Below are 13,483 nucleotides of genomic sequence, written 5' to 3'. Positions count from 1 at the left end.
CGGACTGTTATCTGAGCTGTACCGGAGCGTTCAAGCCAAGCTGCGTACTCAGTCCTTTTGCAAAACTAACACCCAGCTGGTCAACAAACTGCTCAAATGCCGATCCTTTAGGCGAATAATCAACCAACTCTTCAGCACCAACAATCTCACGGGCGACGTAGCTGCTACTGGCCAGGCCATCAATAAGACCCAGCTCTACAGCTTGCTCTCCGGTCCAGACCAAACCACTATAGAGTTCAGGAATGTCTTTCAAACGCTCTCCCCGCCCCTGCTTTACCTGAGCGATAAACTGCTTATGCGTGGTATCCAGCACAGACTGCCAGAATTGACGATCTTCATCCTTAAGGGGCGAAAAAGGATCCAGCAATGCTTTATTGTCACCGGCGGTCAGCGCGCGACGCTCAACGCCCAGCTTTTCCATCAGATCGACAAAACCAAAACCGGAAGAGACAACACCGATAGAGCCCACCAGGCTTGCTTTATCTGCGTAGATTTCATCAGCTGCCGCGGCGATGTAATAAGCCCCGGATGCGCCGATATCCATAATAACCGCATAGGTTTTCTTATCACTGTGCAGCGCTCGTAAGCGTTTTATTTCATCGTAAACATAACCAGCCTGGACCGGACTACCACCCGGGCTGTTAATCCTGATCACAACCGCTTTGGAATTTTCCGCCTCAAACGCCTGACGTAAAGCGTATATAATGGCGTCGGCATTGGCATCTTCGCCATCAGCAATCGGGCCTTTCACCTGAACCACTGCAGTATGCGGCCCCTCTTCTAGCGCATCAGGAGAGAGCCCGTCGCCCATCAGAAAAATACCCAGCAAAATAAACAGATAACCAAATGTTAGCGACTTGAAGAAGATACCCCAGCGACGAGCTTTCCGCTGTTCGCCCTGCAATCCCATAATCAGACGTTCAATCAGGCGCCACTCTTTGGTTTTCGTTTCGTGCTTTTTAATGATCTCGCTGTCGGTATCCTTTCCGGCATCTGCCTGCCAGTGCTTATCTTCCACAAAGCTCTCCTTAAAAACGTATTCTGTATCAGCGTTCTAAAGAACGCTCAACCAGCCAGCTTTCCAATTCAGGGAAAGCGTGCATCTCTAATACTGGATTATAGCGCCTTAAACGGTCGATATGGTGGGCGCCGTAACTGGCGGCTATATTATCCATACCAGCTCTGACAGCCATTTCCAGATCAAATTCCGTATCACCGATCATAACCGCATCGGCAGCTGATACCCCAGTCTCTGCCAAAATTTCCTCAAGCATGTGAGGGTCTGGTTTTGAAGTTGTTTCATCGGCACAACGGGAGGCCTCAAACAGATATTCCAATCCGGTATCTTCAAATACCCGCTGTAATCCGCGCCGACTTTTGCCGGTAGCTACAGCCAGCCGATAACCTTTATTCTTCAGGCTGAGAAGAGTTTCATGTACCCCATCAAACAACGCCGTCGGAGTTTCATCGACGCCCAGGTAATAATGACCGTAACGCTCACGCATTGCCGGGATCATCGCCTCATCGACACCAGGAATCAGCACCCGAATAGCTTCAGGCAAGCCCAGCCCAATAATGTCTCTAACCGCAGCATCGGACAGTTCCGGCTGTTCAAGGTCACGTGCAGCCTGCTGCATACTGGAAATAATACGGGCGGCGGAATCGATAATAGTGCCATCCCAATCAAAGATAAGTAATTTGTACAAAGTGATATATCCAAGACATTAGAAATTAGAAAGCCCCTGCTGACGCAGATACTATGTCAACAGGGGCTAAGATACTATGTCATCAGGGGTTAAAAGGTAACTATTGATCGCCGAACGCTTGCGCCCAAACTAGTTTTCCTGAATTACCGGTCTTATCAAGAGCTCACTGACATCGACGTAGGCAGGCTGGCTCAAAGCGTAGAAGATGCCGTTGGCGATATCTTCAGGCTGCAAATTCGGCATGTCTTCGCCGTACATATTATCCTTCACAGCAGCACGAATCTTATCGTGGGCAATACTGTCCGGCAGCTCAGTATCCACCGAACCCGGCTGAATATCTGTCACCCGAACGCCGTACCGAATAGCCTCTTTTCGCAAGGTATCAGAGATAGCCCGGACCGCGTGCTTAGTGCCACCGTAGACTCCTGCACTCTGATAAGTCAGCGTAGCTGCAACAGAACTTATATTAACGATATGTCCCTCTTTGCGCTCCGCCATTCCCGGATAGACCGCGTTGATCGCATAAAGGACACCCTTAATATTGGTATCAATCATCTGCTCCCACTCATCGACCCGACCATTGATAATCGGACTGATCGGCATAGTACCGGCATTGTTGATCAGGATATCAATGCCACCATTTGCCGCGATCATTGAACCGACCTGCTCCATCCCTTTACGATCAGAGACATCAACCGGTGCAACCAGTACATTACACCCCTTAGCGGTAAGCTCCTGCTCTAGTTGCTGCAAGCGATCTTCACGACGCGCGCTGATAATAAGGTCTGCACCTTCGCTAGCCAGGAGCCGCGCGGTTGCCTGACCAATACCTGAGCTGGCACCGGTAATCCAAGCCTTCTTTCCTTTAAGTTTCATTGCGTTACCACGTAGTCTTCATCATCTGAATAAGCTTCCTCTGTAATATAGAAGCCTACCGCGCCGACCGACCAGAGTCCATTAACCAGAACTTTACTATCAGCATCACCTTCGTCGGCATATTTCAGGGTCCAGACATGATTTTCTCCAACCTTCTGAGCCAGCTCTTCAGCAGCGAACTCATCTTCAAGCAGCTTTGGATTATCTGCATCTGGATTGATTTCTTTGGCAGAGAACGCTTCCTGCCATTGCGCCATGGTTATCTCAATGGTCTTAATACTCATAACTTTCTTCCCTAAACAAAACCGCCGCTGGTACAAATACGAGCGGCGGTTAAGTTAATCACCAGCTGGTGCTAGCGGTTTTTGAATTCTGGTTTACGCTTCTCTGCGAAAGCATTCATACCTTCTGAGCAATCTTCAAACGCAAAAGTCGCTTCAAAGGCACGACGTTCAAAACGCAGACCATCATCCAGTGAACTGCTCACAGCCATATCAACAGACTCCTTGATAAGGGTGACTGCCGGACGGGACATGGAGGCGATCTTACGGGCAGTCTTGAATGACTGCTCAGCGAGCTCATCTGCGACCACAATGCGCGATACCAGGCCAGCGCGTTCGGCTTCTTCCGCCCCCATCATTCGCCCGGTCAGGCACATCTCCATCGCCTTAGCCTTGCCTACCGCTTTAGTCAGGCGTTGCGTACCACCGGCACCAGGCATCGTACCAATACCAATTTCCGGCTGGCCGAATTTAGCGCTATCAGCTGCAATGATGAAGTCGCAGGCCATAGTCATCTCACAACCGCCACCCAAAGCGAACCCGGCAACTGCAGCTATTACAGGTTTGCGGGCCTCATCGATAGCACGCCAGCAATCACGCTGGATATAGGGGAAGTTTTTGGCATACAGGTCAGCAAAAGTCTGATCTTTCATCTCTTTGATATCAGCGCCCGCAGCAAATACCTGGTCGCCGCCGGTAATAATGATACAGCCGACGCTGTCATCTGCCTCAAAGCTATCAACTGCCTCACCGACTTCACGACACAGTTTCGAATTAAGGGCGTTCATCGCCTTAGGACGATTCAGGGTAATAATACCAACCCCCTGCTTCACTTCACTCAGAATACATTCAAAGCTCATGGCTATTCCTTAATCTTACTGCCGACGATTGAGTCGGCATAATGAATTTATACAGTGAACGCTATTACTTAAGCATGCTTTCTGCTTTGAACCACGCGGAATCGGTTGGCTACGTACGCTAAGTCAGACAGACAAGCGTTCGCTGCCGGGTTGCAGCCAGTGGCATGGAAGTCACTGAATGCCGCACTCTGGTTGACGAACACACCGCCGGTCAGGTTGCTGGACAGGGCTACACCGCAATCCAGCGCCGCTTCTTCGATCTGATCCAGTACCGCATCAGTCGTGGAGTAGCAGCCCATGGTGATCGCACCGTGGTTGCTGACTGCTTTATGCGCCAACTGTACTGAGTGGTCCGTGCTTTCGGTCCTGATCAGGAAAGTGATCGGGCCGAACAGCTCTTCCATATAGGTATCTTCTTTGTCCGCATCGATGCTCAGGAGCAGCGGGCTGCGCATGCGCGCCTCTTTAAACCACGGGTTCACCGGACGATCAGAATCACGTACCACTGTGCCCAGTGCTTTGGCATTGTCGACCCGCTTATCGGTGACATCAGCCTGGATACAACCCAGTACCATACCGGCACGTTCCGGATCTGACAGGAACTTGTCCAGACCGGTTGCCAGTGCAGAGGCAACATCATCAAAGCTCTTGTGGCCCTGATCCGTCTCGATACCGCCCGCCGGGATAAAGATATCCTGCGGCGTGGTACACATCTGGCCGGAGTACAGGCTCAGGGTGAACGACAGGTTCTGGATCATGCCCTTAAAGTTGTCGGTGGAATCGACGATGATGGTGTTCACACCGGCTTTCTCGGTATACACCTGTGCCTGCGGGCAGTTCTGCTCCAGCCAGTCACCAAAGGCGGTGTTACCGGTAAAGTCGATCAGCTTCACAGCAGCGTGCTGAGCCAGTTCTTTGGTGCATGGCTGTGCCGGATCAGCATCGATTACCATGGATACGATATGTGGCGGCAGGCCCTGCTCTTCCAGTACCTGCTGTGCGATCTGGATAGAGATCGCGGCTGGCAGGATACCGGCTGGGTGTGGCTTAACGACAACAGGATTACCCGTAACCAGGGAAGCAAACATACCCGGATAGGTATTCCAGGTCGGGAAGGTCGAGCAACCGATTACCAGACCGACACCGCGACCAACGACAGTAAATTTCTTATCCAGCACCAGTGGATCATGCTTACCCTGTGGCTTAGTCCAGGTAGCGCTACCCGGTGCGCTGGTCATCGCTTCGTAGCCGTAAGCCACTGCTTCAAGACCACGGTCCTGGGCATGCGGGCCACCGGCCTGGAAGGCCATCATGAAGCCCTGACCGGAGGTGTGCATCACACCGTAGCCAATTTCAAAGCTGCGGGCGTTGATGCGCTTCAGGATCTCAAGGCAGATCGCGGCACGGGCATCGACACCGATATCGCGCCAGGCTTTCTGGGCGTCTTTCATCGCTGGCAGCAGCACATCGATATCAACGGTCGGGTACTTCACGCCCAGATCGAAACCGTAAGGCGATACTTCGCTGCCCGCTTCGCCGGTGATACCCGGCATTTTCAGTTCAAATGAGCCATTGAGGTGCGCTTTAAACGCCGCCTGACCATCTTTGTCGGCGGTCTCGCCGTACTTGCGCGGGCTCGGGCTCTCCGGGTACGGGCTCCAGTAATCACGGGTACGGATCGCCTTCAGTGCACCTTGTAATGTTTCCTGATGCTGCTCAAACAATGACTGGCTCATAATAATTCTCTTTTTCTATGTTGCGAAAACCGGCTTCACGCTTGCCTACCGGCTTTCTAAGCAAAAGGCCGTGTCGATGACACAGCCCCACTGTATTTAGTTCTTTAATGTATATCTATTCGTACTTCTTGTTTCATCATTTAACAGTGTCTGAATTTTTATAATTCAGCCATGAATTCTTTAGCCCAATCTAATGCGTCCTCGTCTGGCAGCGGTTGGGTGCAGGCATCGATCTCTAAACGCTCGCCGACACGCAGTGCACCGCGGGCGGCAAATACCGCATCCATGTCCTTACCGGCCTGACAGAAAGTCTGGTGGTAGGTCTGGTCGCCCAGGGCTACGATACCGTACTTAAGGTGGGACAGGTCCATATCACCCTCTTTCAGGGCGTCATGCAATGGGATGATATTATCCGGCAGCTCGCCGTCGCCGTGGGTGGAGCAGCAAATGATAAGAATCTCACGACTGGCCAGATCAAGCTCATCCAGTTCCGGCTCTTCATGAACCACTACATCATGCTCCATACCCAGCTCATCGCTCAGGGTATCCGCGACCATCTGGGCGTTTCCGGATTCAGTTCCTACCAGGATTGCGATATCAGCCATAATTCCTCTCGCATCTTCTATTCCAAGCAACCTACTTTATTGAGCCCCTCAAGTGAGCAGTTCAGCAGTATCGCCAGATAAATTTTATTCGATTGGAACTAAAGATACACCAAACAAAGTGATACGAAAAGAATATTTATTGCTGATATTATTGTATCTCTTTTGCTTTTTGCGTTAATCTAAGGCTAATCTGAATAAAAATAGCATGGCTTATGCTGTTCGCAATGATTGATAAGCTGTTACATAAGTAGCAACATTATCGCACCAGCGACATAACCGAGAGGCGTATATGGCAATGGATGATAAAGCTCTGATCGAGCGCATCAGCAATGGTGAAATGATTCAACGAGGTGAGGAGCTGCCAAAAGGCTATCGTTCCGAGCTAATGCGGTTGATGGTGGTCTTTGTAGACTCCCAGCTAGCCGGTGCCGCTGGATTCGCCAACATGATCAACCATGGTCCGGGCCTGCGTGAGCGTCGTACCGCAGCACAGATCGTTGCTGACCGTTTCGATCACGCTGAGCAAATACTCGACTTGCTAAAAGACTTCAACGTTGAACCTCGCTTATATGTATCCTCCCATGCCTGGGCGTCCCGTCTGGATCGTACTGTCGATCTTGGCAATCGCCGCATCGGCGGTGATAAGCGTCTTAATGTATTCCATTATCCACTGGAAGGCTGGGTCGATGCACTGATCCTGAATACCCTGATGGGTACCGCTTCCAGCGTGCAGCTGGGTGAGTTGCGGCACGCATCTTACGCACCACTAGCCGAAGCGATGATTGAGATCGTTAAGTCTGAGCAAGCACATATCGAAATGGGTGAAAAAGGCTTGCAGGATGCGATCGACCATAGCGGCACGGCCTCAGCGCAAGCCGCTGTCGATTACTGGTACCCACGTGTTGCCGCCACCTTTGGTCGTGCTGATTCCGAGCACAACGCCCGCTTCCAGCAATACGGTCTGATCAAGCAAAGTAACGATTCTCGCCTGACCGCATGGGAAGGCCAGATTAATGATCTGCTTGGCCGTATAGGACTGAATGCACCGGTCTGAGTCATCATGCCTGTGCTATCTGACGGCCCCAAACCGGCGTCACTTCAGCAAATCACTGCGAAGTGACACTTTTTATATGACCCGATTTAATAAAGACATGTTGAGATAAATGATGTCCGATTATCAAGATATTCTGGTTTCAGACGCCGACGCCGGTGTTATTACCATTACCCTGAACCGCCCTGAAGCCCGTAACGCACTGCGTACCAATCTGCTCAAAGAGATCGCGGAAGTGCTGGATCAGGTTAATACCGACAACACAATCAACGCCGTGGTAATAACCGGTGGTGAAAAAGTATTTGCCGCCGGCGCGGATATTAAAGAGATGGCAGAGCTCGATGCTGTCGGTGTGATGAACGATCCTCGCCCGACCTACTGGCGTCGTATCGCTCAGTTCCCGAAGCCTATAATAGCTGCTGTTAATGGCTTTGCCCTGGGCGGCGGCTGCGAACTGATGATGCACTGCGATATTGTTATCGCAGGTGACACTGCTCAGTTCGGTCAGCCGGAAATCAATCTGGGTATTATTCCAGGAGCTGGCGGCACTCAACGCCTGCTGCGCACAGTCGGCAAATCAATGGCCATGCAGCTGGTTTTATCTGGCGAATTCATCAGCGCAGAACAGGCCCGTGAATTTGGTCTGGTCAGTGAAGTCACTATCCCTGAAATGAGCTATACCCGGGCACTGAAACTGGCTAAAACCATCGCCCGTAAGCCGCCTATCGCGGCGCGTCTTGCGAAAGAATCCCTGCTCAAAGCTTACGAAACAACGTTAGAAACCGGTCTCAACCTGGAGCGAAAAGCGTTTACTCTGTTGGCCGCAACAGAAGACCGTAATGAAGGCATCGCCGCTTTCATGGAAAAACGTCGCCCGAACTTCCAAGGAAAATAATCAGATGGCATACGAAAATATTGAGTTTGAAATCACCTCAGGTGTAGCAGTTCTGACCCTCAACCGTCCGGACAGCCTGAACAGCTTTAACACAGAGATGCACGCCGAAATGCGTGATGCCCTGAAACAAGTAAAAACTAATGCTGAAGTTCGTTGCCTGCTGATTACCGGTAACGGCCGTGGTTTCTGCGCTGGCCAGGATCTGAGCGATCGCAATGTCGCACCCGGTGCAGAGATGCCGAACCTGGGTGAGTCCATCGAAAAGAACTACAACCCGATGATCCGTGCAATTACCGCCCTGGAGATGCCTGTAATCTGCGCCGTTAATGGCGTGGCTGCAGGCGCTGGTGCAAACATCGCGCTGGCCTGTGACATCGTTCTAGCCTCGAAGAAAGCCAGCTTTATTCAGGCTTTCTGTAAAATTGGCCTGGTACCGGATTCCGGTGGTACCTGGACCCTGCCCCGAGCACTGGGCACGCCTCGTGCAATGGCGCTGTCCCTGCTGGGTGACAAACTATCTGCCGAGCAAGCTGAACAATGGGGCATGATCTGGAAGACCTTTGAGCCTGAAGAGCTCAAAGATGCGGCACTGGCGATGGCTAAACAACTGGCTACCCAGCCAACTAAAGGCCTGGCTCTGATCAAGCGCGCAATTCAAGCCTCTTCGACCAATACATTCGATGAGCAACTGGACCTTGAGCGTGACCTGCAGACCATTGCCGGCCGCACCGAAGATTACCGCGAAGGCGTTGGCGCTTTCATGGCCAAGCGTCAGCCTGAATTCAAAGGCCAGTAATAACAGATAAGTACGGAGTTTATATTATGAGTCGTTTTTCTACAGATTCTGTTATTGCAGTTATCGGTGCCGGCACTATGGGTGCGGGCATTGCTCAGGTTGCAGCAAAGGCAGGTCATCAGGTACTGCTGTTCGACGCAGCTGAAGGCGCAGCCCAGCGTGGTATCGATAATACCGCTAAAGGTCTGAATAAGCTTGTTGAGCGCGGTCGTATGACGAAGGATGATGCAGATGCATTGGTCGCCCGCATTCTGCCAGTATCCGTAATCAATGATCTGGCACCAGCCAACCTGGTTATTGAAGCGATTGTTGAACGCCTTGATATTAAGCAGCAGGTATTTGGCCAGCTGGAAGATATCTGCGCTGAATCCACCGTTATCGCAACCAATACCTCTTCTATCTCGGTAACCGCTATCGGTTCAAGTATGAAGCGTCCGCAGAATCTGGTGGGTATGCACTTTTTCAATCCGGCGCCGATCATGAAGTTGGTTGAAGTTATAAGCGGCCTGGATACCGACCCTCAAATTGCTGCGGACATCTACGACCTGTCAGCCATCTGGGGCAAGCTGCCCGTACATGCTAAATCCACCCCTGGATTTATCGTGAACCGTGTTGCCCGCCCGTTCTACGCCGAAGGCCTGCGTATTAATCAGGAAGGTGCAGCGGATATAGCCACCATCGACGCCCTGCTGCGTGAGTGCGGCGGCTTCCGTATGGGCCCATTCGAGCTTATGGATCTGATCGGTCACGACGTTAACTATGCTGTGACCTGTTCAGTATTTGAGGCGTTCTATAACGACCCAAGGTTCCTGCCATCGCTGATTCAAAAAGAGCTGGTTGATGCCGGTCACTTTGGCCGCAAGAGCGGTAAAGGCTTCTACGACTATAGCGAAGATGCCGTAAAAGCCACACCCGCAACGGCTGATGCCCAGTCTGCTCCGAGCAGTATCACGATCGAGGGAGACTTAGGCGTAGCCGAAGCGTTGGTACCGCTGTTCGAGCAAGCGGGTGTCAAAATCAATCGCGTTGAGAACGACGAAGTTGAAGGCATGATTATGGTTGGCGATGCCACCCTGATGCTGACCAACGGTCAGTTCACGACGCAGCGTGCAGGTGAAACTATGCGTCCAAACCTGGTTAACTTCGATCTGGCTCTGGACTACACAACAGCTTCCCGTATCGCCCTGGCGCCTGCTGATCAGGCTTCTGAGGACGCTATCAATGCTGCGATCGGCCTGTTTCAGGCTGCCGGTAAAGCCGTCAGTATTATCGACGATGTGCCGGGCATGGCGGTAATGCGTACGGTGTGCATGCTGGCTAATGAAGGATTTGATGCTGTTAATCAGCAAGTATGCGATGACGCGGCTGTCGATATCGCCATGAAAGGCGGCGTAAACTACCCTTGCGGACCGATTGAATGGGTCACCACTCTGGGCCTGAGCTATGCCCTGGATGTGCTGGACAACCTGATCGATGCTTACGGTGAAGACCGATATCGGGCATCGCCACTATTGCTGCGCAAAGTAGCCGGAGGCGCATAATGCTGGTAGAAAACATGACCCCGCAACAACTGGCAGAAGCTTGTAGCGCAGTCTTGCATGAGCGTGATTACGCCGCACAAGGCATGGACATTAATATCGACGAAGTAGCCCCTGGCTACGCCAAATTATCTATGCAGGTCCGCAAAGATATGCTCAATGGATACGCTATGAGTCATGGTGGCTTCATGTTTGCACTCTGTGACACTGCTTTCGCCCATTCCTGTAATACCTATAACAAGGTAACGGTCGCCAGCGGCTGCACTATTGATTTTGTTGCTCCGGGTTTTGAAGGTGACACTCTGACCGCCATCGCGAAAGAGCGAACCCGCAGCGGGCGGACTGGTGTATATGACATTACCTTGTACAATCAGAAAGATGAAGAGCTAGGCTACTTCCGTGGCAAATCCTACCAGATTAAAGGTTCGGTAATTCCGGAATAGTCAGCCTGACAAAGGAGTAAGGCCATGCAAGACGCTTTTATCTGTGATGCGGTTCGCACCCCTTTTGGTCGTTACGGTGGCGGGTTAGCCCCGGTACGTCCCGATGATCTGGGCGCGATACCTCTCAAGGCCCTGATGGACCGCAACCCGGATGTAGACTGGACGCAGGTTGAAGACATCATCTACGGTAATGCCAATCAGGCCGGTGAAGACAACCGTAACGTGGCGCGTATGTCCGCGTTGCTGGCCGGTCTGCCGACCGATGTGCCGGGCACCACGATCAACCGTCTGTGCGGCTCCGGTATGGATGCCATCGGTTATGCCGCCCGTGCTATTAAGTCGGGCGAGACCGACCTGATGATTGCCGGTGGCTGTGAGTCGATGTCCCGTGCACCGTTTGTTATGGGTAAAGCGGAATCCGCTTTCAGCCGTAATCCGAACGGTCTGTACGACACCACTATCGGCTGGCGTTTCATCAATAAGAAGATGAAAGCTGAATTTGGTGTCGACAGCATGCCGGAGACTGCCGAGAACGTGGCTGAAGATTTCAATATCTCCCGCGAAGACCAGGACTTGTTTGCTTTTCGCAGCCAGCAGAAGACTGCTGCCGCAATGGAGCAGGGTCTGTTTGCTGATGAGATCGTGCCGGTGGTTATCCCGCAGCGCAAAGGCGATCCTGTCGTAGTGGATACCGATGAGCACCCACGTGCCTCGACGACGCTGGAAGCGCTGGGCAAGCTGCGCGCGCCGTTCCGTGAAGGCGGCTCGGTTACGGCGGGTAACGCATCCGGCGTTAACGACGGTGCCTGTGCTCTGCTGATCGCATCTAAAGAGGCTGCAGAAAAACACGGCCTTACACCGAAAGCACGGGTTGTCGGTATGGCAACCGCTGGCCTTGAGCCCCGTATTATGGGTTTCGGCCCTGCGCCTGCTACCCGCAAAGTACTGGCAAAAACCGGTCTGACGCTGGAGCAGATGGATGTTATCGAACTGAACGAAGCGTTTGCCTCACAGGGGCTGGCGGTCATGCGTGATCTGGGTCTGTCGGATGATGCCGCCAACGTTAACCCGAACGGCGGTGCGATCTCTCTGGGTCACCCTCTGGGTGCCAGCGGCGCTCGCCTGGTGACGACTGCGATGTATCAGCTGCACCGTACCGGTGGCCGCTACGCACTGTGCACTATGTGTATCGGTGTGGGTCAGGGTATAGCCCTGATCATCGAACGGGTGTAACTGATAGCGGCAGTAAACAGCCCGCCAGTTGTATCAAAAATGCAGTAAAAGAAGCGCATCACGGTCCCGAATACCGACATAACTATAAAGATGCGCTCAACAGAACTATAAGACAGGACGAGAATAACCATGCAATATGACCAGCCATTACGCGGTTCTCTTGATCAGATTGAAACTGCAAGCATCGATGAACTGCGTGAGCTGCAGCTTAACCGCATGCAGTGGAGTATCGCCCACGCCTACAACAATGTGCCGTCGTACCATAACCTCTGTAAAGAGCACGGCGTACATCCGTTTGATCTGAAGACTCTGGATGATCTGGGCAAGTTCCCGTTTACCACTAAAGCCTATCTGCGTGATGCCTATCCGTTTGATTCGTTCGCGGTGCCGATGAACGAAGTGGTGCGGATTCATGCCTCGTCCGGGACTACCGGCAAGCCAACGGTAGTGGGTTACACCCAAAACGATATCAACACCTGGGCTGACGTCGTGGCGCGTTCGATCCGTGCGGCTGGCGGTCATTACGGCGACAAGGTGCATATCTCTTACGGTTACGGCCTGTTCACCGGCGGTATGGGCGCCCATTACGGTGCCGAGCGTCTGGGTTGTACGGTTATTCCGATGTCCGGCGGTCAGACCGAGAAACAGGTTCAGCTGATGCGTGACTTCGATCCCGACATCATCATGGTGACGCCGTCTTACATGCTCAATATCATCGATGAGATGGAACGCCAGGGTCTGGATCCTCGGGATACTTCACTGCGTCTGGGTATCTTCGGTGCCGAACCGTGGACCGAAGAGATGCGTAAGAACATCGAAAACCGCCTGGGTATCGATGCGGTTGATATCTATGGCCTGTCTGAAGTGATGGGACCGGGTGTCGCGATGGAATGTATTGAAACCAAAGATGGCCCGACTATCTGGGAAGATCATTTCTACCCTGAGATCATCGATCCGAATACCGGTGCAGTACTGCCTGACGGCGAATACGGTGAACTGGTATTCACCTCCCTGACCAAAGAAGCGTTGCCGATCATCCGTTACCGTACCCGCGACCTGACCCGTCTGTTGCCGGGTACCGCGCGTCCGATGCGTCGTATCGATAAGATCACTGGCCGCTCCGATGACATGATGATCATCCGTGGCGTGAACGTATTCCCGACTCAGATCGAAGAGCAGATTCTGAAGATTCCGGCGCTGGCGCCACACTACGAGATCGTTGTCGGCAAGCAGGGCAACCTGGACACGGTACTGGTGAAAGTCGAGATGGCCCCGGAAGCGCAATCTGCGAATCAGGATCAGGCGATGAAAGAGCTGTCTCACCATATTAAGTCGGTGGTGGGTATCTCGACTAAGATTGAGATTGTGCCGGTGGGTGGCCTGCCGCGTTCTGAAGGTAAAGCCAAACGGGTTTTTGATAACCGCCCGAAAGGTTGAGATATTCATCTGTAAGAACAAAGGCC

Annotated in this window: 14 protein-coding genes; 7 read left to right on the top strand and 7 right to left on the bottom strand. The window is 52.4% G+C overall.

Going from position 1 to position 13,483, the window contains the following annotated elements; translation table 11 throughout:
• Nucleotides 1-7: 7 nt before the first annotated feature.
• The 7 genes from sppA to ACQUQM_RS06385 all read right to left on the bottom strand — a co-directional run bounded on the left by sppA (nt 8) and on the right by ACQUQM_RS06385 (nt 6,064).
• Nucleotides 8-1,018 carry a signal peptide peptidase SppA gene (sppA, locus tag ACQUQM_RS06415; RefSeq protein WP_432473660.1) on the bottom strand — a complete coding sequence of 337 codons (1,011 nt, stop codon included), beginning with the start codon at nt 1,016-1,018 and terminating at the stop codon, nt 8-10.
• Between the two features lie 28 nt (nt 1,019-1,046).
• Entirely contained in the window at nt 1,047-1,706 is a 660-nt protein-coding gene (locus ACQUQM_RS06410) for an HAD-IA family hydrolase (protein ID WP_432473659.1), read from the bottom strand.
• Nucleotides 1,707-1,835: 129 nt separating this feature from the next.
• Complete coding sequence (locus ACQUQM_RS06405) at nt 1,836-2,582, bottom strand: SDR family oxidoreductase (protein ID WP_432473658.1); 747 nt, start codon at nt 2,580-2,582, stop codon at nt 1,836-1,838.
• Entirely contained in the window at nt 2,579-2,866 is a 288-nt protein-coding gene (locus tag ACQUQM_RS06400; RefSeq protein WP_432473657.1) for a hypothetical protein, read from the bottom strand. The genes ACQUQM_RS06405 and ACQUQM_RS06400 overlap by 4 nt, the downstream gene beginning before the upstream one ends.
• A 71-nt stretch (nt 2,867-2,937) precedes the next feature.
• On the bottom strand, nt 2,938-3,723 hold the full coding sequence (locus tag ACQUQM_RS06395) for an enoyl-CoA hydratase-related protein (protein WP_432473656.1): 786 nt from the start codon (nt 3,721-3,723) through the stop codon (nt 2,938-2,940).
• Between the two features lie 68 nt (nt 3,724-3,791).
• Complete coding sequence (paaN, locus tag ACQUQM_RS06390; protein ID WP_432473655.1) at nt 3,792-5,459, bottom strand: phenylacetic acid degradation protein PaaN; 1,668 nt, start codon at nt 5,457-5,459, stop codon at nt 3,792-3,794.
• Between the two features lie 158 nt (nt 5,460-5,617).
• Nucleotides 5,618-6,064, bottom strand: coding sequence for a flavodoxin domain-containing protein (locus tag ACQUQM_RS06385; protein ID WP_432473654.1), 447 nt, complete (start codon nt 6,062-6,064; stop codon nt 5,618-5,620).
• 295 nt (nt 6,065-6,359) lie between these two features.
• Here ACQUQM_RS06385 and ACQUQM_RS06380 point away from each other — a divergent pair, with 295 nt between their 5' ends.
• From ACQUQM_RS06380 to paaK, 7 genes are all read left to right on the top strand, one after another.
• Nucleotides 6,360-7,118, top strand: a complete 759-nt coding sequence (locus tag ACQUQM_RS06380; protein WP_432473653.1) for a Phenylacetic acid catabolic protein — start codon at nt 6,360-6,362, stop codon at nt 7,116-7,118.
• Between the two features lie 112 nt (nt 7,119-7,230).
• The gene (gene paaF, locus ACQUQM_RS06375; protein WP_432473652.1) at nt 7,231-8,010 is read left to right on the top strand and encodes a 2,3-dehydroadipyl-CoA hydratase PaaF; all 780 of its coding nucleotides are present in this window, start codon (nt 7,231-7,233) and stop codon (nt 8,008-8,010) included.
• 4 nt (nt 8,011-8,014) lie between these two features.
• Complete coding sequence (paaG, locus tag ACQUQM_RS06370; protein WP_432473651.1) at nt 8,015-8,806, top strand: 2-(1,2-epoxy-1,2-dihydrophenyl)acetyl-CoA isomerase PaaG; 792 nt, start codon at nt 8,015-8,017, stop codon at nt 8,804-8,806.
• A gap of 26 nt (nt 8,807-8,832) precedes the next feature.
• The gene (gene paaH, locus ACQUQM_RS06365) at nt 8,833-10,347 is read left to right on the top strand and encodes a 3-hydroxyacyl-CoA dehydrogenase PaaH (protein ID WP_432473650.1); all 1,515 of its coding nucleotides are present in this window, start codon (nt 8,833-8,835) and stop codon (nt 10,345-10,347) included.
• Nucleotides 10,347-10,787 (top strand): hydroxyphenylacetyl-CoA thioesterase PaaI, encoded by a 441-nt coding sequence (paaI, locus tag ACQUQM_RS06360; RefSeq protein ID WP_432473649.1) that lies wholly within the window; start codon nt 10,347-10,349, stop codon nt 10,785-10,787. Before paaH ends, paaI begins: the two co-directional genes overlap by 1 nt.
• A gap of 24 nt (nt 10,788-10,811) precedes the next feature.
• Nucleotides 10,812-12,020, top strand: a complete 1,209-nt coding sequence (gene pcaF / locus ACQUQM_RS06355; protein WP_432473648.1) for a 3-oxoadipyl-CoA thiolase — start codon at nt 10,812-10,814, stop codon at nt 12,018-12,020.
• Nucleotides 12,021-12,149: 129 nt separating this feature from the next.
• The gene (gene paaK / locus ACQUQM_RS06350; protein ID WP_432473647.1) at nt 12,150-13,457 is read left to right on the top strand and encodes a phenylacetate--CoA ligase PaaK; all 1,308 of its coding nucleotides are present in this window, start codon (nt 12,150-12,152) and stop codon (nt 13,455-13,457) included.
• The last annotated feature ends 26 nt before the right edge of the window (nt 13,458-13,483 follow it).

Origin of the sequence: Amphritea sp. HPY (assembly GCF_050870985.1) — a bacterium.
GTDB lineage: Bacteria > Pseudomonadota > Gammaproteobacteria > Pseudomonadales > Balneatricaceae > Amphritea.
This window is presented reverse-complemented; position numbering and strand designations above follow the sequence as displayed.

What these genes read in the sequence shown, in the direction of transcription:
- ACQUQM_RS06405 (WP_432473658.1), bottom strand. Translation starts at nt 2,582, where the DNA reads ATGAAACTTAAAGGAAAGAAGGCTTGGATTACCGGTGCCAGCTCAGGT.
- ACQUQM_RS06400 (WP_432473657.1), bottom strand. Translation starts at nt 2,866, where the DNA reads ATGAGTATTAAGACCATTGAGATAACCATGGCGCAATGGCAGGAAGCG.
- ACQUQM_RS06395 (WP_432473656.1), bottom strand. Translation starts at nt 3,723, where the DNA reads ATGAGCTTTGAATGTATTCTGAGTGAAGTGAAGCAGGGGGTTGGTATT.
- paaN (WP_432473655.1), bottom strand. Translation starts at nt 5,459, where the DNA reads ATGAGCCAGTCATTGTTTGAGCAGCATCAGGAAACATTACAAGGTGCA.
- ACQUQM_RS06385 (WP_432473654.1), bottom strand. Translation starts at nt 6,064, where the DNA reads ATGGCTGATATCGCAATCCTGGTAGGAACTGAATCCGGAAACGCCCAG.
- ACQUQM_RS06380 (WP_432473653.1), top strand. Translation starts at nt 6,360, where the DNA reads ATGGATGATAAAGCTCTGATCGAGCGCATCAGCAATGGTGAAATGATT.
- paaF (WP_432473652.1), top strand. Translation starts at nt 7,231, where the DNA reads ATGTCCGATTATCAAGATATTCTGGTTTCAGACGCCGACGCCGGTGTT.
- paaG (WP_432473651.1), top strand. Translation starts at nt 8,015, where the DNA reads ATGGCATACGAAAATATTGAGTTTGAAATCACCTCAGGTGTAGCAGTT.
- paaH (WP_432473650.1), top strand. Translation starts at nt 8,833, where the DNA reads ATGAGTCGTTTTTCTACAGATTCTGTTATTGCAGTTATCGGTGCCGGC.
- paaI (WP_432473649.1), top strand. Translation starts at nt 10,347, where the DNA reads ATGCTGGTAGAAAACATGACCCCGCAACAACTGGCAGAAGCTTGTAGC.
- pcaF (WP_432473648.1), top strand. Translation starts at nt 10,812, where the DNA reads ATGCAAGACGCTTTTATCTGTGATGCGGTTCGCACCCCTTTTGGTCGT.
- paaK (WP_432473647.1), top strand. Translation starts at nt 12,150, where the DNA reads ATGCAATATGACCAGCCATTACGCGGTTCTCTTGATCAGATTGAAACT.